18 protein-coding genes are annotated in these 24,209 nt (G+C 65.7%); 9 read left to right on the top strand and 9 right to left on the bottom strand.

Translation table 11 applies throughout. The annotated features are described in order from the left end of the window. Positions 1-20: 20 nt before the first annotated feature. The 3 genes from GRI75_RS03510 to GRI75_RS03500 are packed head-to-tail and all read right to left on the bottom strand — an operon-like array spanning position 21 to position 4,123. Complete coding sequence (locus GRI75_RS03510) at positions 21-1,475, bottom strand: aldehyde dehydrogenase family protein (protein ID WP_160745585.1); 1,455 nt, start codon at positions 1,473-1,475, stop codon at positions 21-23. Between the two features lie 9 nt (positions 1,476-1,484). Beyond that, positions 1,485-2,810 (bottom strand): type I glutamate--ammonia ligase, encoded by a 1,326-nt coding sequence (locus tag GRI75_RS03505; protein WP_160745584.1) that lies wholly within the window; start codon positions 2,808-2,810, stop codon positions 1,485-1,487. An 8-nt stretch (positions 2,811-2,818) separates the two neighbouring features. Further along, the gene (locus GRI75_RS03500; protein WP_235911273.1) at positions 2,819-4,123 is read right to left on the bottom strand and encodes a cytochrome P450; all 1,305 of its coding nucleotides are present in this window, start codon (positions 4,121-4,123) and stop codon (positions 2,819-2,821) included. Positions 4,124-4,222: 99 nt separating this feature from the next. Between GRI75_RS03500 and GRI75_RS03495 the strand changes: the two genes are divergently transcribed. Then, a complete protein-coding gene (locus GRI75_RS03495) occupies positions 4,223-5,095 on the top strand; it encodes a 3,4-dihydroxyphenylacetate 2,3-dioxygenase (RefSeq protein ID WP_160745583.1) in 873 nt (290 codons plus the stop codon). 1 nt (position 5,096) lies between these two features. On the opposite strand, the gene GRI75_RS03490 is transcribed toward GRI75_RS03495, so the two are convergent. Continuing rightward, entirely contained in the window at positions 5,097-5,939 is an 843-nt protein-coding gene (locus tag GRI75_RS03490) for a type 1 glutamine amidotransferase (RefSeq protein WP_160745582.1), read from the bottom strand. 16 nt (positions 5,940-5,955) lie between these two features. Then, positions 5,956-6,966, bottom strand: a complete 1,011-nt coding sequence (qhpR, locus tag GRI75_RS03485; protein WP_160745581.1) for an AraC-like transcriptional regulator QhpR — start codon at positions 6,964-6,966, stop codon at positions 5,956-5,958. Between the two features lie 183 nt (positions 6,967-7,149). On the opposite strand from qhpR, the gene GRI75_RS03480 reads away from it, so the two are divergent. The 3 genes from GRI75_RS03480 (at position 7,150) to GRI75_RS03470 (ending at position 12,362) form a co-directional block, all read left to right on the top strand. Beyond that, positions 7,150-8,577, top strand: coding sequence for an NAD-dependent succinate-semialdehyde dehydrogenase (locus GRI75_RS03480; protein ID WP_160745580.1), 1,428 nt, complete (start codon positions 7,150-7,152; stop codon positions 8,575-8,577). Next, positions 8,574-9,866, top strand: coding sequence for a 4-aminobutyrate--2-oxoglutarate transaminase (gabT, locus tag GRI75_RS03475; RefSeq protein ID WP_160745579.1), 1,293 nt, complete (start codon positions 8,574-8,576; stop codon positions 9,864-9,866). Before GRI75_RS03480 ends, gabT begins: the two co-directional genes overlap by 4 nt. 105 nt (positions 9,867-9,971) lie before the next feature. Next, positions 9,972-12,362: a TonB-dependent receptor gene (locus GRI75_RS03470; RefSeq protein WP_160745578.1), complete on the top strand. Its 2,391-nt coding sequence runs from the start codon at positions 9,972-9,974 to the stop codon at positions 12,360-12,362. Positions 12,363-12,375: 13 nt separating this feature from the next. Here the strand turns inward: GRI75_RS03470 and GRI75_RS03465 are convergent, their stop codons facing one another. The 4 genes from GRI75_RS03465 to GRI75_RS03450 are packed head-to-tail and all read right to left on the bottom strand — an operon-like array spanning position 12,376 to position 16,058. Continuing rightward, positions 12,376-13,380 carry an AraC family transcriptional regulator gene (locus tag GRI75_RS03465; RefSeq protein WP_268891490.1) on the bottom strand — a complete coding sequence of 335 codons (1,005 nt, stop codon included), beginning with the start codon at positions 13,378-13,380 and terminating at the stop codon, positions 12,376-12,378. A gap of 39 nt (positions 13,381-13,419) precedes the next feature. Further along, positions 13,420-13,737, bottom strand: coding sequence for a 2Fe-2S iron-sulfur cluster-binding family protein (locus GRI75_RS03460; RefSeq protein ID WP_160745576.1), 318 nt, complete (start codon positions 13,735-13,737; stop codon positions 13,420-13,422). A gap of 4 nt (positions 13,738-13,741) precedes the next feature. Beyond that, entirely contained in the window at positions 13,742-15,172 is a 1,431-nt protein-coding gene (locus tag GRI75_RS03455) for an aldehyde dehydrogenase family protein (RefSeq protein ID WP_328597920.1), read from the bottom strand. A gap of 1 nt (position 15,173) precedes the next feature. Then, on the bottom strand, positions 15,174-16,058 hold the full coding sequence (locus GRI75_RS03450) for a fumarylacetoacetate hydrolase family protein (protein WP_160745575.1): 885 nt from the start codon (positions 16,056-16,058) through the stop codon (positions 15,174-15,176). 127 nt (positions 16,059-16,185) lie between these two features. Here GRI75_RS03450 and GRI75_RS03445 point away from each other — a divergent pair, with 127 nt between their 5' ends. The 5 genes from GRI75_RS03445 (at position 16,186) to GRI75_RS03425 (ending at position 24,200) form a co-directional block, all read left to right on the top strand. Then, the gene (locus GRI75_RS03445) at positions 16,186-16,989 is read left to right on the top strand and encodes an acetoacetate decarboxylase family protein (protein WP_160745574.1); all 804 of its coding nucleotides are present in this window, start codon (positions 16,186-16,188) and stop codon (positions 16,987-16,989) included. Between the two features lie 10 nt (positions 16,990-16,999). Continuing rightward, the gene (locus GRI75_RS03440) at positions 17,000-18,172 is read left to right on the top strand and encodes an NAD(P)/FAD-dependent oxidoreductase (protein WP_160745573.1); all 1,173 of its coding nucleotides are present in this window, start codon (positions 17,000-17,002) and stop codon (positions 18,170-18,172) included. A 192-nt stretch (positions 18,173-18,364) separates the two neighbouring features. Then, entirely contained in the window at positions 18,365-20,686 is a 2,322-nt protein-coding gene (locus GRI75_RS03435; RefSeq protein ID WP_160745572.1) for a TonB-dependent receptor, read from the top strand. A gap of 22 nt (positions 20,687-20,708) precedes the next feature. Further along, positions 20,709-22,451, top strand: coding sequence for an amidohydrolase (locus tag GRI75_RS03430; protein ID WP_160745571.1), 1,743 nt, complete (start codon positions 20,709-20,711; stop codon positions 22,449-22,451). Between the two features lie 51 nt (positions 22,452-22,502). Next, a complete protein-coding gene (locus tag GRI75_RS03425) occupies positions 22,503-24,200 on the top strand; it encodes an amidohydrolase (RefSeq protein ID WP_160745570.1) in 1,698 nt (565 codons plus the stop codon). Positions 24,201-24,209 lie beyond the last annotated feature (9 nt).

Below are 24,209 nucleotides of genomic sequence, written 5' to 3'. Positions count from 1 at the left end.
GCGAGCCGAGGTCCTGCCGCTCAGCAGCTGCCTTCGAGGATTTGCAGCGTCTTCAGGTCGGAATGGAAGTCGAGCGCATAGTCGCCGCCTTCACGGCCGATGCCGGAGATGCCGATCCCGCCGAAGGGGGCGGTGAGGTCGCGCACGAGGAACGTGTTGACCCAGACCGTGCCACCGCGGACCTGCCGCCCGACGCGCTCGGCGCGGTCGGCGTTGCCGGTGTAGATAACGCCGGAGAGGCCGTACTCGGTGGAGTTTGCCAGGGCCACGCCTTCGGCCTCGTCGGTGAAGGTCTGGAAGGTCAGGACGGGTCCGAACACTTCATTCTGAACAACTTCACTATCGTTGCCCGTAGGGACGATGAGAGTCGGTTCGACCCAGTTGGCGCCTTCCTTCCAGCGCTTGCCGCCGCGGACGATCTCGTCTCCGGCGGCGCGCGCGCGGTCGATGAAGCCGAGCACGCGCTCGACATGCACCGGATGGATCATCGCGGAGACCGTCGTCGCGGGATCGCGGCTGTCGCCGAGCACGTGCGCGTCGGTGTAGGCGTGGAAGCGTTCGAGGAACTCTTCCTTCACGCTGTCCTGCACGATCAGCCGCGATCCGGCCATGCAGACCTGGCCGCTGTCGTCGTACTGGCCGGCGGCCTTCTTCGCCGCCGCGTCGATGTCGGCATCCTCGAACACGAGCAGGGCGCTCTTGCCGCCGAGTTCCGCGGTGAACGGGACGATGTTCTCGGCGGCATTCTTGCCGATGATGCGCGCGGTGGGCACGGATCCGGTGAAGCTGATGCGGCGCACGCCGGGATCGCTGGTCAGGGCGTTGCCGAGCTCCGCGCCGCCCTGGACGATGTTGAAGACTCCCGGCGGAATTCCCGCTTCGTCGATCAGGTCGCCCAGCAGCGAGGCGGACAGCGGCGACCAGTCGGCCGGCTTGAGGATCACCGTGTTGCCTGCCGCCAGCGCCGGCGCGCACTTCCACGTCGACAGCATGAAGGGCGCGTTCCATGGGGTGATGATCAGCGCTGGCCCGGCGGGCATGCGGATCACGCGGTTCAGCGTGCCCTTGGACGACCACACGCGTTCCTGGTGCTCGAGGGCCAGATCGGCATAGTTGCGGAAGTTGAGTGCGGCGCGAGAGATCACCCGCAGCCGCAGGCTCTCCAGCAACATCGCCATGTCGAGGCATTCGACCTGGGCGATGTCGTCCTTGCGCTCCTCGATCAGGTCCGCCAGCCGGTGCAGATACGTCGCCCGTTCGGCCGGAGTCAGCGCGGCCCAGGCAGGGAAGGCTTCGGCCGCCGCGGCAACGCTAAGCCGTGCCGTTTCGGCATCACCACGTGAGATGTCGGCGAGCTTGCGGTCCCAGTCGAACGGACAGCGGGTTTCGAACGTCTCCGGCGAACTGACGCGCCGGCCGCCGATGAAGTGGTCGGGAGAAACCGATATGCCGTCGATGTCGATGCGGTCGCGCACAGGCGTTCCTCAGATGTAGTGAAGGTAGTAGGCGATCTGCTCCTCAGCGGATCGGCTGGCGAGTTCCTCGATCTCGTGACGCTTCACGCCGATGTAGTTGGCGACCAGCTCGGCGCCGATCGCCTCGACCAGCTCGCGGTCCTGCTCCAGGGCGTCGAGCGCTTCCCCGAGATTGCCCGGTGCGTGGACCGTGGTGCTAACGTTCTCGAGGCCGTCGGCGGTTTCGGGGGGAGGGGGCTCGCAACCGCGCTCCACGCCGAGCAGGGCGGCCTGGAGAAGAGCGGCGAGGGCGAAGTACGGGCTGGCCGCGCAGTCGGCGAGGCGGTGCTCCATGCGTGCGGCGGGGCCCTTCTCGCCCGAGATCCGCACGGTGACCGAGCGATGATCGTGACCCCAGTTGGCCCAGTAGCCGGAGAGGCTGGCCGGCTGGAGGCGGGAATAGGAATTGGTCAGCGGCGCCATGATGCCGGTCAGCGCCCGGTGATGCTTCAGCAGCCCGGCGATCGCGCCGCCCATGATGGGGCCGCACTGCCCGGTTTCTGCGTCCTCGGCGAAAACGTTGGCGCCGCCAGCGTCACGGAAGCTCAGGTTGAAGTGCAGGCCGCTGCCGGCCTTGTCGGCGAACGGCTTGGGCAGGAACGACAGCAGATATCCGCGGCGGTAGAGCACTTCGCGCGCCATCTGCCGGAACAGGAACGCATCGTCGGCCGCCTTCAGCGCGTCCGCATAGCGCAAGGTCAGTTCGAACTGCGGAGCGTCGAATTCTGCATTGATGGATTCGATCGGCAGGTCGCAAGCAGCGGCGGTGGCCCAGATGTCGTCGATCAGGCCGGCAGGGTCGGAGAACGGGCCGGTGCCGTAAACGAACGCGCCGGGGGTGTCGTAGGGAACCCAGCTGCCATCCTCTGCGCGCTGGAAGATGTAGGCTTCCAGCTCGATACCCACCATCGGCTCCAGGCCGCGCTCGCGCCAGGCGGCGATCGCGCGTTTCAGGGCGCTGCGGCCGCATAGCGGGAAGGGCCCCCTGTCGTCGCGCAGATCGCCGAGCGCGATCGCGGTGCCGGGCTCCCAGCCTTTGCGCAGATCGTCCGGATCGAAGGCGATCTCCATGTCCGGCAGGCCCTCGACCACGCCGCCGCTCGGCGCCGCGACCATCTGCTTGTCGTACGTGACGGCATATGTGCCGACGCACAGGCGCGCGTGGCCTTTGGCTGCCTCCGACATCGGCACGTATTTCCCGCGCGCCAGGTTCAACTGGTCCGCGAAGAGTATGCGGCACCGTTCGATCGGCGTATCCAGGGCGGAGGTGGAGGAAATTCGGAGCATCGACTTCATCAGGTCCATCACTTGGCCACCACGCGTACCGGCAGCTTCTTGATGCCGTGGATGAAGTTGGAACGAAGATAGGAATGTTGCGCCACCTGTTCGATGGAGCGGACCCTCTTCACGAGCTCCTGAAGCACTATCGCGACCTCCAGCTTGGCGAGCCACATGCCCAGGCAGATGTGCGGTCCGCCCTGGCCGAAGGCCAGGTGCGGATTGCGCGGACGGTCCAGCCGGATGCTGTACGGGTCGGGGATCCCTTCCGCGTCGCGGTTGCCGGACAGGAACCACAGGACGACCTTGTCGCCTTCGCGGATCTGCTTCCCGCCATATTCGAAGGCGGCCGTCGCGGTGCGGCGGAAGTGGCTGGTCGGCGACGCCCAGCGGATCATCTCGTCCGTGGTCGATTCCCACCCGGCGTGCCGGCCCGCCTGCAGGTCCGCCAGCAGATTGGGGGCGTTGGCGAGGGAGTGGATCGTCGCTGAGATGCTGTAGCGGGTCGTGTCGTTGCCTGCCGCCACCAGCAGGCAGAAGAAGTTCCGGAACTCGTCGCGGCTCATCCGCGTGCCGTGGCTGGTCGGCTCCAGCACGAGGTTGAGCACGCCGAGCTGCTCGCCGCGGTCCATGCGTTCGAGCAGATTGTTCGCATAGTCGAACAGCTCCACGGCGGCGGGCGAACGGAACGGCAGGAAGCGGTATTCCTCGGTGTCCACGCGGTCGATGACGAAATCCGTGTAGTCGGGGTCGGCATTGGAGATCAGCGCGTCGCCTTTCTCCACCAGCCACGCCCCGTCCTCGTCCGGAACACCCATGATCTGCGCCAGCATCTGCATGGGCAGACGGCGGGCGATCCGCTCCACCGCGTCCAGCTCGCGTTCATCGAACGCCTGGTCGAGCAGCTCGGTGACGATTTCGCGGATGCGGCTTTCGTACTGGGCTATCGCCCCTTTCGAGAACGCCTTGCTGGCGAGGGCGCGAAACGCGCGGTGCACCGGCGCATCGGTCTCCTGGAAGGTCTTGCGCGCTTCGTACTCTTCCTCCGTCTGGTCCTCCATCCTGATCCCCCGAGCGGAGGAGAGCAGGTCCGCCTGGCGGTTGAGAGCGAGGATGTCCGCGTGACGGGTGATCGACCAGAAGCCGCGGTCTCCGCCGGTGAATTCCGTCCAATGAACGGGATCCGCTTCGCGCAGGCGGTCGAAAGTCGCGAATGGCGCACCGTCCGTGAACGCATCTTGCGATGAAAGGTCCACAAACGGATCTTCGGATCTTGAGAACGGATATTGCATCAGGTCGAACTCCAGTTCGCCTGCTATGGAAGCTGCCAACTTCACACTTGGCATAACCGGACAACCTGCCCCGCCCCTATTCTGCCGAAAACGGCGCGGCGCTATACGAGGGCTCGTTCAACTGCCGAGGAAGCGAAAATGGGCCAGATAGTCGGAGCCGGAATCGTCGCTCACGCGCCGACGATCATGCTGCCCAAGGAAACCCGGTACGAGTTGAACGAGGGCAAGGAGATCAGCCTCGTCCCCGGGCTCCATCGTCTGCGAACGGAAGTTCTGGACGAGCTGAAGCCCGACACGATCGTCATTCTCGACACCCACTGGCACACGATCGTGGAGTTCTGCATCTCCTCCCACTCGCGGCGCGCCGGGCTCTATACTTCGGACGAGTTGCCGCGCGGGATGAAGCAGATCCCCTACGACCTGAAAGGCAATCCGGCGCTGGCGACGGCCATGGCCGAGCGGGCGACCGAATGCGGCGTGCGGACCAATCCGATCGACGATCCCTGGCTGCCGATCCACTATCCGACCGTGAACCTGGCGACGTACCTGCACGGGGGCGAGGAGTGGATCTCGGTAAGCCACGCCTACACGGCGGAGTCTGAGACTTTCCTCAAGGTCGGGGAAGGGATCGGCAAGGCCATCGCCGAAAGCGACCGCCGCGTGGTGCTGATTGCCAGTGGCTCCATGAGCCACCGTTTCTGGCCGTTCCTGGAAATCCCCAACCACGAAGCTTCCGACCCGAGACACATCTCGACTCCCGAGGCGCGCGAGGCGGACCTGGAGCGGATCGAGTGGATGAAGCAGGGCGATCACGCCCGCGTGATCGATACGATGGACGAGTTCCTCCGCCATCTGCCCGAAGCGCGCTTCGGTCATTACCTGATGATGGCGGCGGCCTGCGGCGGCCGCGAGTGGAAGGCGAGGGGACGCCTGTTCTCCGATTACGAGAACGCCACCGGCACCAGCCAGGTGCACGTGTGGTTCGACAGGGCCGGCGACGGGTGGGCCTGAGCTAGCCTTTCGCGAGCACGGCGTGATCGATCCATGAGATGATCTCCCCGCTGCGCCGGCGGTCGTCGATCACGTCCTCGTCGATCCCGAGCTGCCAGCGCAGGCCCATGTGGTCGGGCTGCTCGATCAGCTGCTGCAGCTTCGCGACGTAGGCATCCAGCTCGGCCTGGCTCGAGAAGAACCCTTCCTGGATCATGCTGCGCGAATAGAGCCGGTAGAGCTGGACCAGCTGCAGGAGGTCGAACTCCGGGTGGTACTGCACCGCCCAGACCGTGCTCCTGCCCACGGGGATGAGCGCGGCCTGGATTGCGCTGTGAGCGTTGGACGCAAGCACTTCGGCGCCGTCGGGCAGGCGCGTCACCTCGTCGTAATGGATGCAGGGCGCGTCGAACGCCGGCCCCTTGAGCGAGAACATCGGGTGCGCGCGTCCCCGCTCGTTTGGAACGATCTTGCGCGCCAGGCCCACTTCACGCCCGCGCGGGCTGTATTCCACCTTGCCGCCGCCGGCGACGGCAGCGATCTGAAGGCCCCAGCAGGAGCCGAAGATCGGCATTCCGGTTTCGCTCGCCTGCTTCACCAGATCGATCTGGTTGGTGACCGCGAACTCCGGGTCGTAGGCATGGAGCGAGGAGCCGGTGATCACCAGCCCGTCGTAATCAGACCAGCGGCGCGCATCGGGCAAGGTCCAGTCCGGATCGGCACCGTTCACGACATCCAACGCGAGGTCCGGGAAATGGCGGCGGATGGCTTTCGCGTAGATCGCACTGGAACTGCGTACGCCCAGCTTGGCACCGAGCGCGCGCTTCTCTGCGGTGTTTCCCTCCAGGAGAACGAGTCGGGCCATGATCGAATGCCTGCCTTCAGTTGACCTTGTTCATCAGGCGTTCGCGGAATGCTTGCGGCGAGATGCCGCTCCAGCGGTGGAACGCGCGAGTGAACGTGCTGTGCTCGGAATAGCCCAGGCGCAAGGCAATTTGCGCGATCGAGAGGTTCGGCTTCGTCTGGAACTCGAACACCGCCTGGCGCAAGCGGCATTCGTCCAGCACTTCCTGGAACGAGCTGCCTTCGCTGGCGAGCTTGCGGCGCATCGTGCGGCCAGACATTCCCACTTCGCGGGCCACGCGTTCCTGGTCGATCGTGAGCCGATCGAGGTCGCGGTAGACCACCCGTGCCAGCCGCTCCGCCAGCGGCGTGCTCCGCTTGCGAACGGCGATGGCCTGGTTGATCTCGCGGATCGGCGCCTGGGCGAAAGTGGTTTCCAGCCGGCAGTCGAGGAAGCGCACCGGGAAGCGCAGCATGTTGGTTTCCGCACCGAAACTGCACGGCGCCTCGACCAGGCGGTTGACGTGCCCGACCATCTCCGACTGGTCGGCTTCGAACAGGAACTCCACCTGGTCCCACCCGTCGGTGGTGCCGGCGCGGATGATCTGCGTCAGGATGCCGAGGCTGAACATGGCGTCGTGGTGGCGCGGCCAGATGTTGGGATCGAGGATCCGGTAGCTGAGCGAGGCGCTCTGCTCGTCGCACTCGAGCCGGATGTCGGTGCAGTCCTGCAGCAGCTCGAAGTATTCGACGAAGCGGCGAAGGGCGAGGCCGACGGTGGAAGAGGCCCTGATCGCATCGCCCACGGGCCCGAGGGACGAAAGATCGTAGTTGCGCCCGACAAGCCAGGGGATCGACATGTCCCGCGTCTCACGCACCAGGCTTTCGGAGAAGCCGACGAAATCCCGCAGCGGCATCGGCGATGTCCCGCGCAGCTCGCGCGGCGGAACCGCACTCAGGGCGCCGATGCGTTCGGGCTCGTAACCATGCTCGCGAAGGTTCGAACGCCACCCGTCGAGCGCCGATGCGCGTACTTTTACATCCCTCATATCCAAGCTCTCCCCAAAGCTTGACGGTAAGCTATCAATCCCGCAGCCTTGTTGGATTGATAGTACATGTCTTCAAATTGACATTTAGTAGCAATTCTGACGCGGACCGAGGTTTGTCCGTTGCTGCCAAGCCCAATGCTGCGGCCGACGCGAGAGCGGTGCGCAGCGCGATCTCAGGAAAAGATGCTCATGCAGGTATTGCTCGACAGGATCGGTGATGCGGCCGGCTCGCTCGAGGTGACGGATCCCGCTTCCGGGAAGCTCGTGGCGCGCGTGCGCACCTACGCGCCGGACGAAGTCACGGGCCTCATCGCGGCAGCCGACACGGCCGGGCGTGCGTGGGCCAAGCGTACCGCCAAGGACCGCGGCAGGATCCTTCGCGCGTGGTTCGATCTGGTGATGGAGCAGCAGGAAGCCCTGGCGCAGCTGATGACCGCGGAATGCGGCAAGCCGCTGACCGAGTCGCGGGGCGAGGTGGCTTACGGCGCGGCCTTCATCGAGTGGTTCGCCGAAGAGGGGAAGAGAGCCTACGGCGAGACGATCCCCAGCTTCGCCGACGGCAAGCGGGTCCTGACGCTGAAGCAGCCGGTCGGCACCTGCGCCGCGATCACGCCGTGGAACTTCCCCCTGGCGATGATCACCCGGAAGGTGGCGCCCGCGCTCGCCGCCGGCTGCGCGATCGTGGTCAAGCCGGCGGAAGCGACGCCGCTCTCCGCCCTGGCGCTGGAAGTGCTCGCGCACGATGCGGGCATACCGGCGGATCTCTTCCGCGTTGTGCCCACGCAAGATCCAGCAGCCATCGGACAGTTGTTCTGCAGCGATCCGCGGATCCGCAAGCTGAGCTTCACCGGCTCAACCGCGGTCGGCAAGATCCTCATGGCCCAGGCGGCGGAGAACGTTGCCCGGCTCAGCCTGGAACTCGGCGGGAACGCGCCGTTCATCGTGTTCGACGATGCGGATCTCGATGCCGCGGTGGACGGCGCGATCGCATCGAAGTTCCGCAATGCGGGGCAGACTTGCGTCTGCGCCAATCGCTTCCTGGTGCAGGCGGGGGTGCATGATGCCTTCGTCGACAAGCTTGCGGCGCGGGTGGCCGCGCTGAAGGTCGCGCCCGGGGCGGAGGACGGCTCGCAAGTGGGGCCGCTGATCGACTCGGCCGGCAAGGACAAAGTGGAGCGGCTGGTCGGCCAGGCGCTCGCCTCCGGCGCGGTGGCCCGGACCGGTGGGGCTGCGTCGGAGATGGGCGCCAACTTCTACCAGCCGACCGTGCTCACGGGGGTCGAGCCGGCGATGGACATCGCGGTCCAGGAGATTTTCGGCCCGGTCGCCGGCGTGATCCGCTTCGAAAGCGAGGAAGAGGCGATCCGCATCGCCAACGACACGCCTTACGGCCTCGCGGCCTACTTCTACGCCCGCGACGTGGGGCGGATCTGGCGAGTGATGGAAGCGCTCGAATACGGGATGGTGGCGGTCAACGACGGCATCCTCTCGACCGAAGTCGCGCCGTTCGGCGGGATCAAGCAGTCCGGCCTCGGCCGCGAAGGATCGCGCCACGGGCTCGATGAATATCTCGAACTCAAGTATTTCCTGTTGGGAGGCGTCGACAGATGACCAGCAATTCGGAGCTATGGGCGCGGCGCGAAGCAGCGGTGCCGCGCGGCGTGGCCTCGATGCACCAGCGCTTCTTCGAACGCGGCGACAACGCACTGGCGTACGATGCGGAAGGCACGCGCTACGTCGATTTCGCCACCGGCATCGCCGTGTGCAACACCGGACACGGCAATCGGCAGATCGTCGATGCGGTGAAGGACCAGCTGGATCGCTTTTCGCACTGTTCGTTCCAGGTCACGCCCTACGAGAGCTACATTGCCCTGGCCGAGCAGCTCAACGCCCGCGCGCCGATCGAGGGCGATGCCAAGACGATCTTCTTCACCACCGGCGCGGAGGCGCTCGAGAACGCGGTCAAGATCGCTCGCGCGGCGACGGGCCGTCGGGGGATCGTCACGTTTCAGGGCGGCTATCATGGACGTACGCTGCTGACCCTGGCGATGACCGGCAAGGTCACGCCGTACAAGGCGCGGTTCGGGCCGATGCCGGGCGACATCTTCCACACGCGCTTCCCGATCCCCTACCACGGCTTCAGCGACGAGCAGGCGATCGAAAGCCTGCAGGCGCTGTTCGCCTCGGCCATCGAGCCGAGCGCGGTCGCGGCGATCGTGCTCGAGCCGGTGCTGGGGGAGGGCGGGTTCTACACCGGGTCCTATGCCTTCTTCCGCGCCTTGCGCGAGATCTGCGACCAGCACGGCATCCTGCTGATCGCCGACGAAGTCCAGTCCGGCTTCGCGCGGACGGGCGAGATGTTCGCGATGGATTGGGTTGCCCGGGAGAACGGGGTCAAGCCGGACTTGATGACCGTGGCCAAGGCCATGGCGGGCGGGTTCCCGATCTCCGGCGTGATCGGCCGCGCCGATCTGATGGACGCGCCCGACCCGGGCGGCCTGGGCGGCACTTACGGCGGATCGCCGCTGGGCTGCGTCGCCGGGCTCGAAGTGCTCGACATCATCGATCGGGAAGGCCTCTGCGCCCGTGCCCGCGAGATCGGCGAGACGATCAAGCGGCGCCTGCGCACGCTGAAGCAGGGCGGGATGGACTTCATCGGCGACGTGCGTGGGCCGGGCGCGATGATCGCGCTGGAACTGGTCCACGATGGCGATCCGGGTCGGCCCAATCCCGAGATGACGCGCAGGATCGTCATGGAAGGCGCGGAGGAGGGTTTGCTGCTGCTCTCCTGCGGGTTGCGCGGCAACGTCCTGCGCTTCCTTCCCGCGCTGACGATGCCGGCCGACGTTCTCGACGAAGGGCTCGAACGTCTCGAGAAGGTTCTCACGCGCCTCGGCTGAGGAGCCGTGGAACTTGGCCGCAACGGCCAAGCAGTCTCCCGTGTCAGTCGCCACCCTTGGGCAAATAGCCTGCCGGAAGAGCGGGCGCTGCTCAGGGGACAAGACATGCGTCTCAGGCCACTCCTCACGTGCTGCGGCCTCCTGTCTGCTGCTGCGCTGCCGGCTGCTGCGTCTGCGCAGGCTGGCCAGGATCCGCCTGCTGAGGCTGAGCGCGAAGAGCCTTCCGGCGTCCTCGGCAACATCATCGTCACGGCCAACAAGCGCGACGAGAATGTGCAGGACGTGCCGATATCGATCTCCGCGTTCTCAGGCGATCAGCTGACGGCGCTAGGGGTGACCGACACCACGGGGATCACCCAGCAAGTCCCCGGCCTCCAGGTGAACCAGTGGTCGCCCAATCTCACGATCTTCAACTTGCGCGGCGTTTCGCAGAACAACTTCACCGATAACCTCGAAGCGCCGGTCGCGGTGTACTTCGACAATGCCTACATGGGCTCGATCAACGGCATCAGCGGGCAGATCTACGATATCGAGCGGGTCGAAGTGCTGCGCGGCCCGCAGGGGACCCTGTTCGGGCGCAACGCCACGGGTGGGCTGATCCATTACCTTTCGCGCCGGGCGGACGACGACGACTGGAACGGGTACGCCGAAGGCAGCTACGGCCGGTTCGACAACATGGCGCTCGAAGGGGCGATCGGCGGCGCCGTGGCCCCTGGGGTGCGGGTGCGGGCCGCGGGACGCTACGAGACGGCGGACGGTTACGTGCGGTCGCGCGACACCGATGCGGCGGCGGGCCTGGTCGGCAGCGGACAGGATCTGGGGGGCAGGGACGGCTGGGCAGGGCGCATCACCGCGCAGGCCGATCTCGGCTCCACCGCAACGATAGATCTCTGGTACAAGCATGCCGAGGACAACGACGTCGCGACCGGCGGCTACGTGTTCGACAACTGCGACTTCCTCGCCAACGGCTATTGCTCGGTGGACGAGTACGGCCTCGGGAATGGGTCGGGCGGGGTCATCAACGGGATTACGGGCGAGCCGGCTTCGCCGTTCGAGCATTTCGGCGAGCGCCGCGGCTTCCTGGATCGCAGCGTGGAAATCTACCAGGCGGACCTGACCTGGGACATCGCCGACCAGCTTACGCTGACCTCAATCACCAACTACACCGACCTGGAGAAAAGCTACGGTGAGGACGGCGATGCCATCCCCGTGCTGGTGATCAACTTCGATACGACCAACAACTACAGGCAGTTCTCGCAGGAACTGCGGCTCTCGGGCGAGAGCAGCCTGCTTCGCTGGCAGGCTGGGCTCTACTATCTCGACATCGATATGGACGGCACGATCGCGCTGCAGGGCGCTCCGGTGCTCGGTGTCGCACTCGATGCGAACGGCGATGCCGTCAATCCCACGGTGCTGCAGTCCTACGCGATCCGGTCGAAGAACTGGTCCGTGTTCGGCCAGGCCGACTGGCTTCTCACCGACCGGCTGACGCTGACCACCGGCTTGCGCTACTCGCAGGACGACAAGTCGATGGACTATCTGGCCATCCTCACCGATCCGGAGGTCGCGCCGGACGCCACAATCGCCTCGAGCTCGGCCTTTGAAACGGTCGTCCCTGGCGTGAACGACATCGACTATGGCGATTGGGCGGCGCGCGTCGTGCTCAGCTACGAGCCGAACCCGGACCTTCTCGTGTTCGCCTCCTGGAATCGCGGTATCAAGGGCGGCAACTGGTCGCTGGGCGCGGATGTGGTCGCGGAGAACTTCAAGCACGGCGAGGAGACGCTCAACAGCTTCGAGGCCGGGTTCAAGAGCACTCTTGCGAACGGCATGCTCCGTCTCAACGGCACGCTGTTCCACTACATATTCGACGACTACCAGGCGTTCGCTCTCACCGGCGGCGTGCCGTTCGTCACCAACAGCGACGCCCGCGCAACGGGTGCAGAGCTCGAGCTGTTCTGGTCTCCGTCCCCGCGGTTCGACGCGATCCTGGGCGGCGCGTGGGAAACGTCCAGCGTCGACCAGGTGCGCGGGCCCGGCGAGCAGTTTGGGCCGGAGTTCTTCCCCGGCGCGCCCGATGCCGAATACTGCACCAACCAGGGCGGGTTCTTCTTCTGCGATTATCCGGAGGATTTCATCACCGACGCGGAGTTTCCCAACGCGCCGCAATTCAGTTTCAACTATCTGCTGCGCTACAACGTGGATGTCGCCGCCGGCAATGCGGCTTTCCAAGTCGATGGAGCCTGGTTCGACGATCAGTATCTGGAAGTGACCAACGGCCGCTCGTCGCTCCAGCGTGCCTACAACGTGACGAACGCGTCGCTGATGTACACGCACGATGACAGCGGGGTTTCACTGCAAGGCTGGGTGCGGAACGTGTTCGACCAGGAGTACCGCTCCTACACGCTCAACCTCGGCATTCTCGGCACGACGTCGTTCTTCGCTCCGCCGCGCACTTACGGCCTGACGCTGCGAGTGCCCTTCGGCGACCGTTGAGGCGGCGCGCCGGTTATCCGGCCCTGCGGAAGCAGGTCGGCGTGCAGCCGGTCTCGCTCTTGAACGCGCGGATGAAGCTCGCGCTTTCGGAGTAGCCGGTCGCAATCGCGATATCGGCCACGCTCCGCCGGCTTTCCAGCAGCATGCGTTTGGCTGCCTCGACCCGCCTGCGGTGAAGCAGTTCGCGCCATGACGTGCCGGCCTGCTGCAAGCGCCGCTGCAGGCTCTGCACCGGCAGCCCGATCGCGCAGGCCGCATCTGCCAGGCTGAGCGGCTGCGATACGTCGGAGGCGGCCAGCCATGCGCAGAGCGAGTTCATGGCATCCTTCGTGTGGTCGAGGTTCACCGCCTTGCGCTGCAGGTGGTCGACCAGAATCGGAAACAGGTCCGGGCTCAGGCTGCGGCCTTGCACGCTGAGGTACTGCGCGTCGAAGGCGATCGAGTTGGAACACTGCTCGAAGAACACCTCGCAACCAAAGAAATCCCGGTAGGCCGAGTAGTCTCCCGTCTGCGAGTGCTCGAAGCAGACTTCGCGCAGCGGCAACCGGCCGCCGCAGAAGTTCTTCGCCAATGTGTAAGTCGCGCCGAGCGAATATTCGGCGTCCTGCCGCCGAATGCCGAGCGCCGGGTCGAGGATCTGGTATTCGAAGATCGCGGCTCCGTCGCGGACCGTGATCGTGTTGCGTGCCGCCTGCTGCATCGTTTCGAGATAGCGCACGAACGACCTGAACGCGTGATCCAGCGTCGGCGCCGAAAGGAACAGAAAGCTCAATGGGCCGAGACTGTCGGATCCCGCAAAGCGCCCGGCCTGCAAACCGAAGTGCGCGTTGTCGAGGGAGGCTGCGGCGAGCTCGAAGAAGCGGAGGTAGTCCCGCAGCGGAATAGTGGCGTCGCGGTCTTCCAGGTCGGCCCGGTCCAGGTTCAACCGAGAGAGCAATGGCTGACAGGGCCGACCCGTAAGCTCGACGCAGTTCGCGATGTGACGCAGAAGCAGGACCGAGATCGTCGGTTCGGACATCGCTACCGGTTATGCCCTGTCGTAGCCATCGATCCTATCTCAATCTTCAGGGGCAACGCTCACGCTGCAGGTCGCCGGGAGATCGGCCACGGACACCTGGCAGGACAGGCGCGACGTTTCGGTGCGGTGATCCGAGCTGTCGAGCAGGTCGTCCTCGTCGTCGCTCATTGCCGGCAGCGCTGCGAAGACATTCTCCGGCAGGATGACGTGACAGGTGGCGCAGGAGCAGCAGCCGCCGCATAGCGCCAGCACTTCGTCGACGCCGTTGTCCCGCAGCGCTTCCATCAGCGTGAGGTTCTCGTCCACCTCGATTTCCCGCTTGCCGCCGCTTCGCAGCGTAACATCGATCGTCTTCATGCTTCTATGCCGCTTTCGCACCGTAGACCGACTTCACCTCGAGAAATTCCTCGAGCCCGTAGAGACCCCATTCCCGGCCGTTGCCGGACATCTTGTAGCCGCCGAAGGGCGCCGCGCTGTCGAGGTCCGCGCCGTTCAGGTGCACCATGCCCGTGCGCAGGGCGGCCGCGACCGCCCGCACTTCGGACTGGTTCTCTCCCCAGACGTAGCCGGACAGGCCGTAAGGAGAATCGTTGGCGATCTCGACCGCCTCGGCGACGCTGTCGTAGCCGATGATCGCCAGGACAGGGCCGAATACCTCTTCACGGGCGATCGCCATATCCCGGGTTACATCGGCGAAGACGGTCGGGCGTACGAAGAACCCGTCCAGCTCGCCCGGTTTTGCAGTCCCGCCGGTCAGCAGCCGCGCGCCTTCGCCTTCTGCCTGCTCGATCATCGCCACGACGCGGCGATACTGCGCTTCATTGGCGAGGGGGCCGAGATCGGGATCGTCCGCGGGCATGCCGACAGTGAGGGCTTCCGCGGCCTCCTTGGCAAGGCTGCAGACCTCTTCGAGCCGCTCCCGCGGTACGAGCAGGCGCGTCGGGGCGTTGCAGCTCTGCCCGCTGTTGAGCATGCAGCCGCGCACGCTGGCCGGGATGGCCCGGCTCAGGTCCGCATCGGGAAGCACGATGTTGGCCGACTTGCCGCCGAGTTCGAGCGCGACCCGCTTTACCGTGCGCGCTGCGTTCTGCCCGATGGCGATGCCGGCGCGGGTGGAGCCGGTGAAGGACACCATGTCGACCTCCGGGTGGCCGGTCAGGGTATCGCCCAAGTCCTCGCCGGTGCCGTGCACGAGATTGAACACGCCTGGCGGAACTCCGGCTTCGTCGATGATCTCGGTCAGGATCACGGCATCGAGCGGCGCCAGTTCGCTCGGCTTGAGGATCATCGTGCAGCCTGCCGCCAGGGCCGGCGCCACTTTGGTGGCGACTTGGTTCATCGGCCAGTTCCAGGGCGTGATGAGCGTGCACACCCCGATCGGTTCGCGCCGCACGAGGGTAGAGCCCATGGCGGACTCGAACTCGTAGCTTTCCAGCAGGCGGACGATCTCCTCGAAGTGTTGCGGCCCCGAACCGGCCTGCGCGCCCCTGGCGAGGCGCAGCGGAGCGCCCATTTCGGCGCTGATCGCGTCGCCGATCTCGTCCTGCCGCGCTTTCAGTCCGTCATCGATCTTGCGGATCAGGCGCAGCCGCTCCGCAACCGGGGTTCGGGACCATTCGGCGAAGGCAGCGCGCGCGGCCAGGATAGCGCTTTCCGCATCGGCGGCGTTGCCCAGGGCGATCGGCGCAATCGGCCGGGCAGTCGCCGGGTCGACGATCTGGCCGCGTCTGCTGGCCTGTGGCTCGACCCACGAACCGCCGATGTAGAACCGTGTCGCGTCGGGCAGGGCCAACTCAATCCTCCAGCGCGGATTTGTAGAACTGCGCGCCTTGCCCACCGGCAGCGCGCTTTCCGCGATGCTCCCAATCCCCGCCCATCGCGGTGGAGATCACTTCCTCGGATTCGCTGGGCTGGGCACCGACATCGCTGCGAACGGGCGTGGGCCCCTCGACGATCGTGTTCGAGAGGCGGCCGAGCCCTTCGACTTCCACGTCGACCACGTCTCCGGGCTGCACCGGGCGGCTGTTGGCCGGCGTGCCCGAGAGGAGGACGTCCCCAGGCTCGAGCGTGATGGTCCGCGCGATGTCGGCCACCAGATAGTGCATGTCCCACTCCATGTTGGCCGTGGTGTCTTCCTGCACGACTTTGCCGTTCACGATCGTCCGGATCATCTTGTCGCGAAAGTCCCAGCCGGTGACCAGCCCCGGGCCGACCGGGCACAGCGTGTCCGATCCCTTCACGCGGAGCATCGATCCGGCATCGGTGTCGCGGAAGTCGTGCAGGCCGTAGTCGTTCGCCACGGAGTAGCCGAGGATGCAGTCGCCGGCTTCTTCCTGCGAGACGTTGCGGCAAGTCTTGCCGATGACGATCGCGATTTCGCCTTCGTAGTTCAGGTACTTGCACCGCTGCGGACGCACGATGGCGCCCTTGTGCGTGTTCAGTGCGGTGATCGGCTTGTGGAAGTAGGTCGGCGCCGCGGGGAGCTTGGTGATGAACTCCTCCACCCGGCTGTGGTAGTTGAGGTGGACGCAGATGATCTTGCTCGGCGAGACGGGGGCCAGGTGGACGGCTTCGTCCAGGCCGATGCTGCGCCCGTCCCGGGTGACCAGTTCGTCGCCTTCCCGGGTTGCGAGTATGGGGTAGCCGTCCAGCAGGATACGGCGATATTCGACGGTCATTCCGCTCTCCAGTTCTGCAGGCGCTTGCCTAGCGCGATCGTGCCGCCCCAGCTTTGGCCGTTGCGGCCAAGCTTTCCGTTCGCCACCGTCACAGACACGCGGTCCGCAAAGTGCCGAGGGAAACGAGATGAGCGAACTGAAGGGCCTGTTCTACCCGAGAACGCCCACGGGCAAGGCCAGCATCGTGCCGCCGACACCGTGGCACTATTCCGGGGAACTCGTCACACTCGAATATCGCACCGACCCCAAGAAGGTCGCCGCTCTCCTCCCTGAAGGGTTCGAGCTTGCCGAGGAAGATCCGGGGGCCCTGGCCGCGATCTGGGCCGACTGGCAATCGACCGGAGACGATCCTGAGCAACTGCTCGATCCGATCCGCGTGCAGTACAAGGAGATGTTCATCGTCTGCCGCTGCCGGTTCCAGGGCAAGACCTACTCCCGCTGCCTCTACATCTGGGTCGACAAGGAATTCGCGATGCTGCGCGGGCAGCATCAGGGCTATCCCAAGAAGCTCGGCAGCATCCAGATGAGCCGGCCCGTAACGGTCGGCAAAGCAGGGCCGAGGCTGGAGCCGGGCGGTACGTTTGGGCTGACGCTGGCGGCGTTCGACCGGCGGTTGGCGGAGGCACGCTTCACCATCCGCAAGGAGAGCGAGAGCGCCGGTTTCGTAAACGGGCACCCGATGGCTCACAGCCGGTGGGTCCCGGCGATCGAGACGGACGGCACGCAGAGCCTCGAGGAGGTCGTGACGATGTCCGGCTTCGATGTCGAGAAAGGCCGCTGCTTCGAGGGGGATTTCGACCTCGCCTTTTTCGACAGCCCGGTGGAAGAGCTGCTCGATATCGCACCGCAAGAGAAGATTGCCGGGTACTGGCATGAGATCGGGGTGTCCTGGCGCGCCGGAACCACGCTCGCGCGCAAGACCCTGGGCTGAACGACGGCAAATGGAGCGGTTCGACGTCCTGATCGTCGGCGGCGGGCACGGCGGCGCGCAGGCCGCCATTGCGTTGCGGCAGCAAGGCTTCGCCGGCTCCGTCGCCATCGTGAGCAGGGACGCGAACGCGCCTTACGAGCGGCCGCCGTTGTCCAAGGAGTACCTTGCCGGCAGCAAGCCGTTCGAGCGCCTGCATGTGCGGCCAGTGGCGTTCTGGACCGAGAACGGGATCGCTCTTCGCCTCGGCGAAACGGTCAACGAAGTCGATGCGCAGGGTCGGCGCGTGGTGCTGCAGTCGGGGCAGGAGATCGGCTACGGCAAGCTCATCTGGGCGGCCGGCGCGGACCCGCGGCGCCTGGATTGCCCTGGGGCGGAACTCGCCGGCATCTGGTCCGTCCGCGATCGCGCGGATGTCGACGGAATCAGGGCCGGACTGGGATCCGGAGCCCGGAGGGTGGTCGTCGTCGGTGGCGGGTACATCGGGCTCGAAGCGGCAGCCGTGCTGCGTCAGCTCGGGTGTTCGGTCGTCGTGCTCGAAATGCAGGACCGGTTGCTCAGCAGGGTCGCCGGACCGACGGTAGCCCGGTTCGTTCTCGACGAGCATAGGGGGCAAGGAGTCGATGTGCGCCTTGGAGCCAGGCTGCAGGGCTTCGAAGGCACTTCGGGCCGGGTGGCCGGTGTGCGTCTGGAGGACGGCACGCTGCTGCCGGCGGAGCTGGTGATCGTGGGCATTGGGGTCGTGCCCGCGGTAGCACCGCTGAACGGGGCGGGCGGCGACGGCAGCCACGGCGTGGCGGTCGACGAGTTCTGCCGAACGGGCCTGCCGGATGTGTACGCCGTCGGCGACTGCGCCGCGCACCGCAACCCATATGCGCGCGGAGCGACCATTCGCCTGGAGTCGGTGCAGAACGCTCGCGACATGGCGGCCGTGGCGGTGCGTCATATCCGTGACGACCCGGTCCCCTACGATGTCCCGCCATGGTTCTGGTCGAACCAGTACGACATCAGGATGCAGTCCGTTGGCCTGCTCTCCGGCTTCGAAGAAGAGGTCGTGAGCGGAGCGCCGGCGGAACGGAAGTTCTCCGTTCGCTACCTGGCTGACGGCCGGTTGATTGCGGCGGATTGCATCAACGACGCGAAGGCGCTGGCGCAGGCCCGAGCGGAGCTTCTGCGTTGCATTTAAGTCCCACTCGGGCAGTAAAGGCCGATATGCGGCAGAGAAGCCCGCAGCCGTTCGCAGGATGGCCAAATCTGCCAAGCCATCGACAGCCATAGCAACTCTGATCGGCCATCGCTGATGCGGAGAATGGCAATGCAGAAACTTGGCTACTTAAGGTCCTCTCTTCTCGCAACTTGCACCGTCCTATTCTGTTCGGTGCCTGCGCTGGCGCAGGACGCCACGGATGAAGACACCAACCAGGCGGACGCCCGTGCCGAAAGCCAGACACCTCCGGGTACGATCATCGTCACCGCGCGGCGCCAGGAGGAAAGCCTCGCCGACGTTCCCATCAGTATCGCGGCCTATGACCAGGCGTCGCTCGACAAGCAGGGCGTCCGCTCGATCGACGACATCTCGCAGATCACGCCGGGCGTGACCCTGACGCGCGGCGACCAGCGCAACGCCGGCGCCGCCAACATCGCCATCCGCGGCATCTCCTCGACGGCAGGGTCCTCCACCACCGGCATCTACATCGACGACACCCCGATCCAGGTGCGCAACATCGGCTTCAGCGCCTTCTCGCCGTTTCCCGCCGTGTTCGACCTCGAGCGCGTGGAAGTCCTGCGCGGGCCGCAGGGCACGCTCTTCGGCGCCGGGTCCCAGGGCGGCACCGTTCGCTTCATCACCCCCAAGCCCGATCTGGATTTCATGCGAGTCTACGGCCGCGCAGAAGTGGCTATGACCGAAGGTGGCGCTGCCAGCTACGAGGCCGGCGCGGCAGTCAGCGTGCCGCTGGTCGAAGGCAGCCTCGCGGCGCGGGTCAGCGGATACCACCGCCGTGACGGCGGCTATATCGACCGTGTGAATTACATGAGCGGAGAGGTTCTCGACAAGAACGCCAATCATAGCGAGACGATCGTTCTTCAGGCTGCGCTGAAGTGGCAGCCGACCGAGACCCTGACGATCACCCCTTCGGTGTTCTACCAGGACATCGATATCGGCGATGGCAACTACTATTGGGAAGACCTGTCCGATCCGGACGACGGCGAGTTCAGGAGCGGTAACGCAGTCCTCAACACCAGCACCGACCGCTTCATCTTGCCGGCGCTGGCCGTCGAGCTGGACCTTGGCGGCGCCTCGCTGTTCTCCAACACCTCCTACTTCGACCGCAAGCAGAGCGCGGTCAACGACTACACCGTGTTCGAGGCGGCGCTGTGGACCGGCTCTCCCTATTATCCCGCGGGCATGTTCGCCCCGGCCTTCCAGAACAACGAGCAGCAAAACTTCACGCAGGAGATCCGCCTGCAGTCGAACAATCCCGAAGCGCGGCTTAGCTGGGTGTTCGGCGCGTTCTACTCACACAGCAAGCAGGTCGCCGCGCAACTGGTGCAGGACACGTTCCTGCCGGAGCTGTTCTTCAACCGCACGGGCGTTCCGTTCGAGGTCGTATTCGGCCAGGGCCTCGTCGACGGACTGTACACGTTCGTGCTCGACGACGCGCGGTCGGTCGACAAGCAGCTGGCGGGCTTCGGCCAGCTCGACTGGCGCCTGACGGACAAACTTACGCTCACCGCCGGCGTGCGCGTCTCGCAGACGAAGTTCAACATCCGCGCCCAGTTCGCCGGCCCGGTCGTGGGCCCGCCGGTGGACGACACCGGCGAGCAGAAGGAGACGCCGATCACGCCGAAGTTTGGCGTAACCTACGAGCCGAATGACGACCTCCTGCTGTACGCGAACGCCGCGAAGGGTTTCCGGATCGGCGGTTACAACCCTGCAGTGGGCGTTCCGTGCGGTGTTTCGGCCGGCGACCCGAGGCCCGGTACGCCGCTGGGCAATATCGGCCTGTCCAACCGGCCGCCGCTGTTCGAGTCCGACAGTGTCTGGAGCTACGAAGTAGGCACCAAGAGCCAGATGTTCGGCAGCCGCGTCAGCGTGGATGCGAGCGCCTTCTACATCGACTGGCAGAACATCCAGCAGAACGTCGGCCTGGCCTGCGGCTTTGCCTTCACCGACAACCTCGGTTCGGCAACCAGCAAGGGCTTCGACTTCGCCGTTCAAGCGGCTGTAACCAATGCCCTCACGCTTGGCGGACAGGTGGGCTACGTGAAGGCCGAGTTCGACGAGACGGTGCGAGCGGGTCCGAGTGCTGCGCGAAATCTGGTCACCGAGGGCGACGACATTCCGCTTAACCCGTGGCAGGTGAACCTCAACGGTCAGTACAGCTACGACCTGGCGGGCCACGACGGCTACAGCCGGTTCGACTACAAGTTCCAGAGCGAGCAGAAGGCCACCACGCCGGCTCTCAACCCTCTGAACGGCGGTTCGGACCTGACGCTGATCGGCCGTCAGGAACTGCATCAGTTGTCGCTCCGGTCCGGTGTACGCATGGATGCTTTCGACATCTCGCTGTTCGTCAACAACGTGTTCAACACGCACAAGGCGCTGTTCCGTCAGCACGACACCGCCGCTTCGCCGCTCTACCGCTCGATCACTGTCCGGCCGCGGACGTTCGGCATGACGGTGTCGGCGCGATACTGATTTGCCCGAAGGGACCACTCACATGAAACTACGCAAGCTTCTCACCGTGCTTTCCCTCGGCGTCGCCGCGGCGCCCCTGGCGGCCCAGCAGGCGCAGGAAGTCCAGCCTCCCGCGAAGGCGGACACCGTTTACTACAACGCCGAGGTCCGCACTCCGACCGGTTGGGCTCAGGCCATGGCGGTGGCGGACGGGGTCATCATGGCAACCGGTTCGAACGAGGAGATCAACAAGCTGGAAGGCGCCGGCACGACGCGCGTCGATCTGGCCGGCCGCACGATCCTTCCGGGCCTGCACGATGCCCACGTGCACTCCCTGTTCGCCGGCATGGAGCAGTTTGCCTGTGGCTTCGCGCCTGGGGCGAAGCCCGCGGAGATCGCCAGCGCGGTCAAGGCCTGCGTGGATCGGGCCAAAGCCGGGGAGTGGATCAGCGGCGGCAACTGGGTCGCGGCGGTGTTCGAGCCCGGGCAGCAGACGAAAGAATTCCTCGATGCGATCGCACCGAACCACCCCGTCATCCTGACGGACGAATCCCACCATAGCGCTTGGGTCAATTCACGCGCTCTGGAACTGGCTGGCATTGACCGGAACACTCCCAATCCGCCGAACGGCATCATCGATCGCGACGGCAACGGCGAACCGACCGGTCTGTTGCGCGAAGCTGCCGAAGGGCTGGTGCATCGGGTCATGCCCCCGGCGAGCGTGGAAGATCGCTCGAAGGCCATGCGGCTCTCTTCGGCGCAGATGCTGTCCTACGGGATCACCTCATTCAACGATGCCGGCGTCAACGGCGAGAATATTGGAGTGATGGCCGATCTCGCGGGTAAGGGAGAGCTCAAGCAGCGAGTTACCGGCTGCATTCGCTGGGCCGCACCGGGAGCGCCGGGGCACGAGGAAAGCGTGGCGATGATCCGCGACCGCGCCTTCTATCGGAAGGGCAAGTTCAGCCCGTACTGCGTGAAGATCGTGCTCGACGGCGTTCCCACGGAAAGCCACACCGCGGCGATGCTTGCCCCTTACGTGGACACGCACCCGCATGGCGGGGCGAGCGATACCGGCTTGCTGATGATCCCGCAGGACGTGCTGAACAAGGCGGTGGCGGAATTCGATCGCCAGGGCCTGCTGATCAAGTTCCACGCCGCAGGGGATGCGGCGGTACGGGCAGCCATCGATGCGGTGACCCATGCCCGAAAGGTGAACGGCTTCGGCGGACCGATGCATGATGTCGGCCACAACAGCTTCGTCGACTTGGCCGATTTCCCGCGCGCGCGCGATGCTCAGATGACTTGGGAGTTCTCGCCCTACATCTGGTACCCGACGCCGATCGCCGCGCAGGACATCCGCCGCGCCGTCGGAGACGAGCGGATGAAGCGCTGGATCCCGATCCGCGACGCCGTGGAAAGCGGCGCTCTCGTGGTCGCGGGTTCGGACTGGTCGGTGGTGCCCTCGGTCAATCCCTGGCTGGCGATCGAGACGATGGTGACCAGGCAGATCCCCGGCGGCAGCGCGGAAACGCTGGGGGAGGGGCAGCGGATCGACATCGATACGGCGTTCCGCATCTTCACCGAGAATGGTGCTGCCCAGCTTGGCCAGCGGTCGCAGTGGGGCGCGATCGAGCCCGGTGTGATGGCCGACTTCATCGTCACCGAGCGTAATCCGTTCAAGGTGCCGATCACCGAGGTCAACGCCACCAAGGTGCTGCGGACCTACATCGAAGGGGAACTGGTCTACGATGCTGCCAATCCCCCGCCGCTGACCGCGCGCTAGACAGGGGACCGCGCCGCTTGACCAAGAGCTTCTGACAGAGGGAATTCCTTGATGCGTTCGACGAAGTACCTTGTGGGAGCGGCGCTGCTCCTCTCCACGCCCGCCATCGCCCAGTTCAACCAGGCCGAACCCGTCCCGCCGGCCGAAGCCGACCTCATCATAGAGGATGCCCGCATCTATACGCCGGGCGGGTGGGCAAGCGCCATGGCGATCGCCGACGGGGCGATCGTCGCGATCGGCGATGCCGCGGCCGTGGCGCCCCACCGCGCGGCAAGCACGAGAGTGCTGGATCTCGACCGCAAGGTCGTGCTGCCGGGCCTGCATGACATGCACGTGCATCCGATGGGCGCCGGCCTGGCCGAGTCCGCTTGCGAGGTTCCGCACGGGTCGACTCCTGCGGCCATCCTCCAGATCGTCGCAGGCTGTGTTGAGCGTGCCGAACCCGGGGAGTGGATCACCGGCGGCGGCTATCAGAACGACAGCTACGGCGACACGCCCCCGAACAGGGCGATGCTGGACAGCGTAGCGCCGAACAATCCGGTCATGCTGCGGGACATCAGCGGCCACAGCGCCTGGGCGAACTCGGCGGCGCTCAAGATTGCCGGCATCGAAGCTGCGACAGCCGATCCCGCCAACGGCATCATAGAGCGCGGAGCCGACGGCCAGCCGACCGGCGTCCTGCGCGAAAGCGCCGCGATGCTGGTTTCCATGAAGATTCCGGAAGTGCCGGTCGAGAAGGCGGCAGCCGCGCTGGGTTGGTCGCTCGACAACATGCTCTCCCACGGCATCACGGCGTTCGACGATGCCGGAGTGGCCGAGATTGCGGCCCAGGCCTACATCCGGCTGGCCGATGCCGGCAAGCTCAAGCAGCGGGTACGCGGCTGCCTGTGGGGCCGCGATCCGGCGCTGATCGACAAGCACATGCTCTATGCCCGGCCGAACTTCTCGCCGTCGTGCGTGAAGATCATGCTCGATGGCGTTCCGACCGACGGCCACACGGCAGCGATGGTCGACCCTTATGAGCCGCTCGACCATGCCGCGCACGACAGTACCGCGCGCGAGCGCGGGCTGTTGATGATCCCGCAGGACGAACTCAACACGCTGGTGACGGACCTCGACAAGCGCGGGTTTACCGTCAAGTTCCACGCCGCCGGCGATGCGGCGGTGCGCGCCGGCCTCAACGCCATCGAAGCCGCACGCAAGGCGAACGGGCCGAGCGGGCAGTACCATAACGTCGGCCACAACAGCTTCGTGCAGATGAGCGACATCGCGCGGGCCCGCGACCTGGGCGCATCGTTCGAGTTCTCGCCTTACATCTGGTACCCCTCTCCGATCATCGGCGACATCCGCAAGGCTGTCGGCGAAGTGCGGATGAAGCGCTGGATCCCGGTGAAGGACGCGATCGACGCCGGCGCCCTGGTGGTGCCGGGTTCCGACTGGAGCGTGGTCCCGTCGGTCAATCCGTGGATCGCGATCGAAACGCTGGTCACGCGGCAGGTTCCGGGCGGCGGCGGCGAAGTGCTCGGCGCGCAGGAGCGGATCACGCTCGAGCAGGCGATCGACATCTTCACGCGGCAGTCCGCGCAGCAGATGAACTTCGGCCATGCCACCGGCACGCTCGAGAAGGGGAAGCTCGCCGACCTCATCGTGATCGACCGCAACATTTTCGAGGTGCCGATCACCGATGTGCACAAGACCAACGTGCTGATGACGATGATCGGCGGCGAAGTGGTCTACCAGGCGCAGTAGCCGGGCCGC

The sequence above is a fragment of the Croceibacterium soli genome, from assembly GCF_009828065.1.
Lineage (GTDB): Bacteria > Pseudomonadota > Alphaproteobacteria > Sphingomonadales > Sphingomonadaceae > Croceibacterium_B > Croceibacterium_B soli.
The sequence above is the reverse complement of the archived record's forward strand: the minus strand, read 5'-3'. Positions and strand labels throughout refer to the sequence as shown.

Bases quoted from the DNA above. Each gene is read 5' to 3' on its own strand.
- GRI75_RS03430 (WP_160745571.1), top strand. From the start codon at position 20,709: ATGAAACTACGCAAGCTTCTCACCGTGCTTTCCCTCGGCGTCGCCGCG.
- GRI75_RS03505 (WP_160745584.1), bottom strand. From the start codon at position 2,810: ATGAAGTCGATGCTCCGAATTTCCTCCACCTCCGCCCTGGATACGCCG.
- GRI75_RS03495 (WP_160745583.1), top strand. From the start codon at position 4,223: ATGGGCCAGATAGTCGGAGCCGGAATCGTCGCTCACGCGCCGACGATC.
- gabT (WP_160745579.1), top strand. From the start codon at position 8,574: ATGACCAGCAATTCGGAGCTATGGGCGCGGCGCGAAGCAGCGGTGCCG.
- GRI75_RS03480 (WP_160745580.1), top strand. From the start codon at position 7,150: ATGCTCATGCAGGTATTGCTCGACAGGATCGGTGATGCGGCCGGCTCG.
- GRI75_RS03490 (WP_160745582.1), bottom strand. From the start codon at position 5,939: ATGGCCCGACTCGTTCTCCTGGAGGGAAACACCGCAGAGAAGCGCGCG.
- GRI75_RS03425 (WP_160745570.1), top strand. From the start codon at position 22,503: ATGCGTTCGACGAAGTACCTTGTGGGAGCGGCGCTGCTCCTCTCCACG.
- qhpR (WP_160745581.1), bottom strand. From the start codon at position 6,966: ATGAGGGATGTAAAAGTACGCGCATCGGCGCTCGACGGGTGGCGTTCG.
- GRI75_RS03450 (WP_160745575.1), bottom strand. From the start codon at position 16,058: ATGACCGTCGAATATCGCCGTATCCTGCTGGACGGCTACCCCATACTC.
- GRI75_RS03445 (WP_160745574.1), top strand. From the start codon at position 16,186: ATGAGCGAACTGAAGGGCCTGTTCTACCCGAGAACGCCCACGGGCAAG.
- GRI75_RS03460 (WP_160745576.1), bottom strand. From the start codon at position 13,737: ATGAAGACGATCGATGTTACGCTGCGAAGCGGCGGCAAGCGGGAAATC.
- GRI75_RS03465 (WP_268891490.1), bottom strand. From the start codon at position 13,380: ATGTCCGAACCGACGATCTCGGTCCTGCTTCTGCGTCACATCGCGAAC.
- GRI75_RS03470 (WP_160745578.1), top strand. From the start codon at position 9,972: ATGCGTCTCAGGCCACTCCTCACGTGCTGCGGCCTCCTGTCTGCTGCT.
- GRI75_RS03440 (WP_160745573.1), top strand. From the start codon at position 17,000: ATGGAGCGGTTCGACGTCCTGATCGTCGGCGGCGGGCACGGCGGCGCG.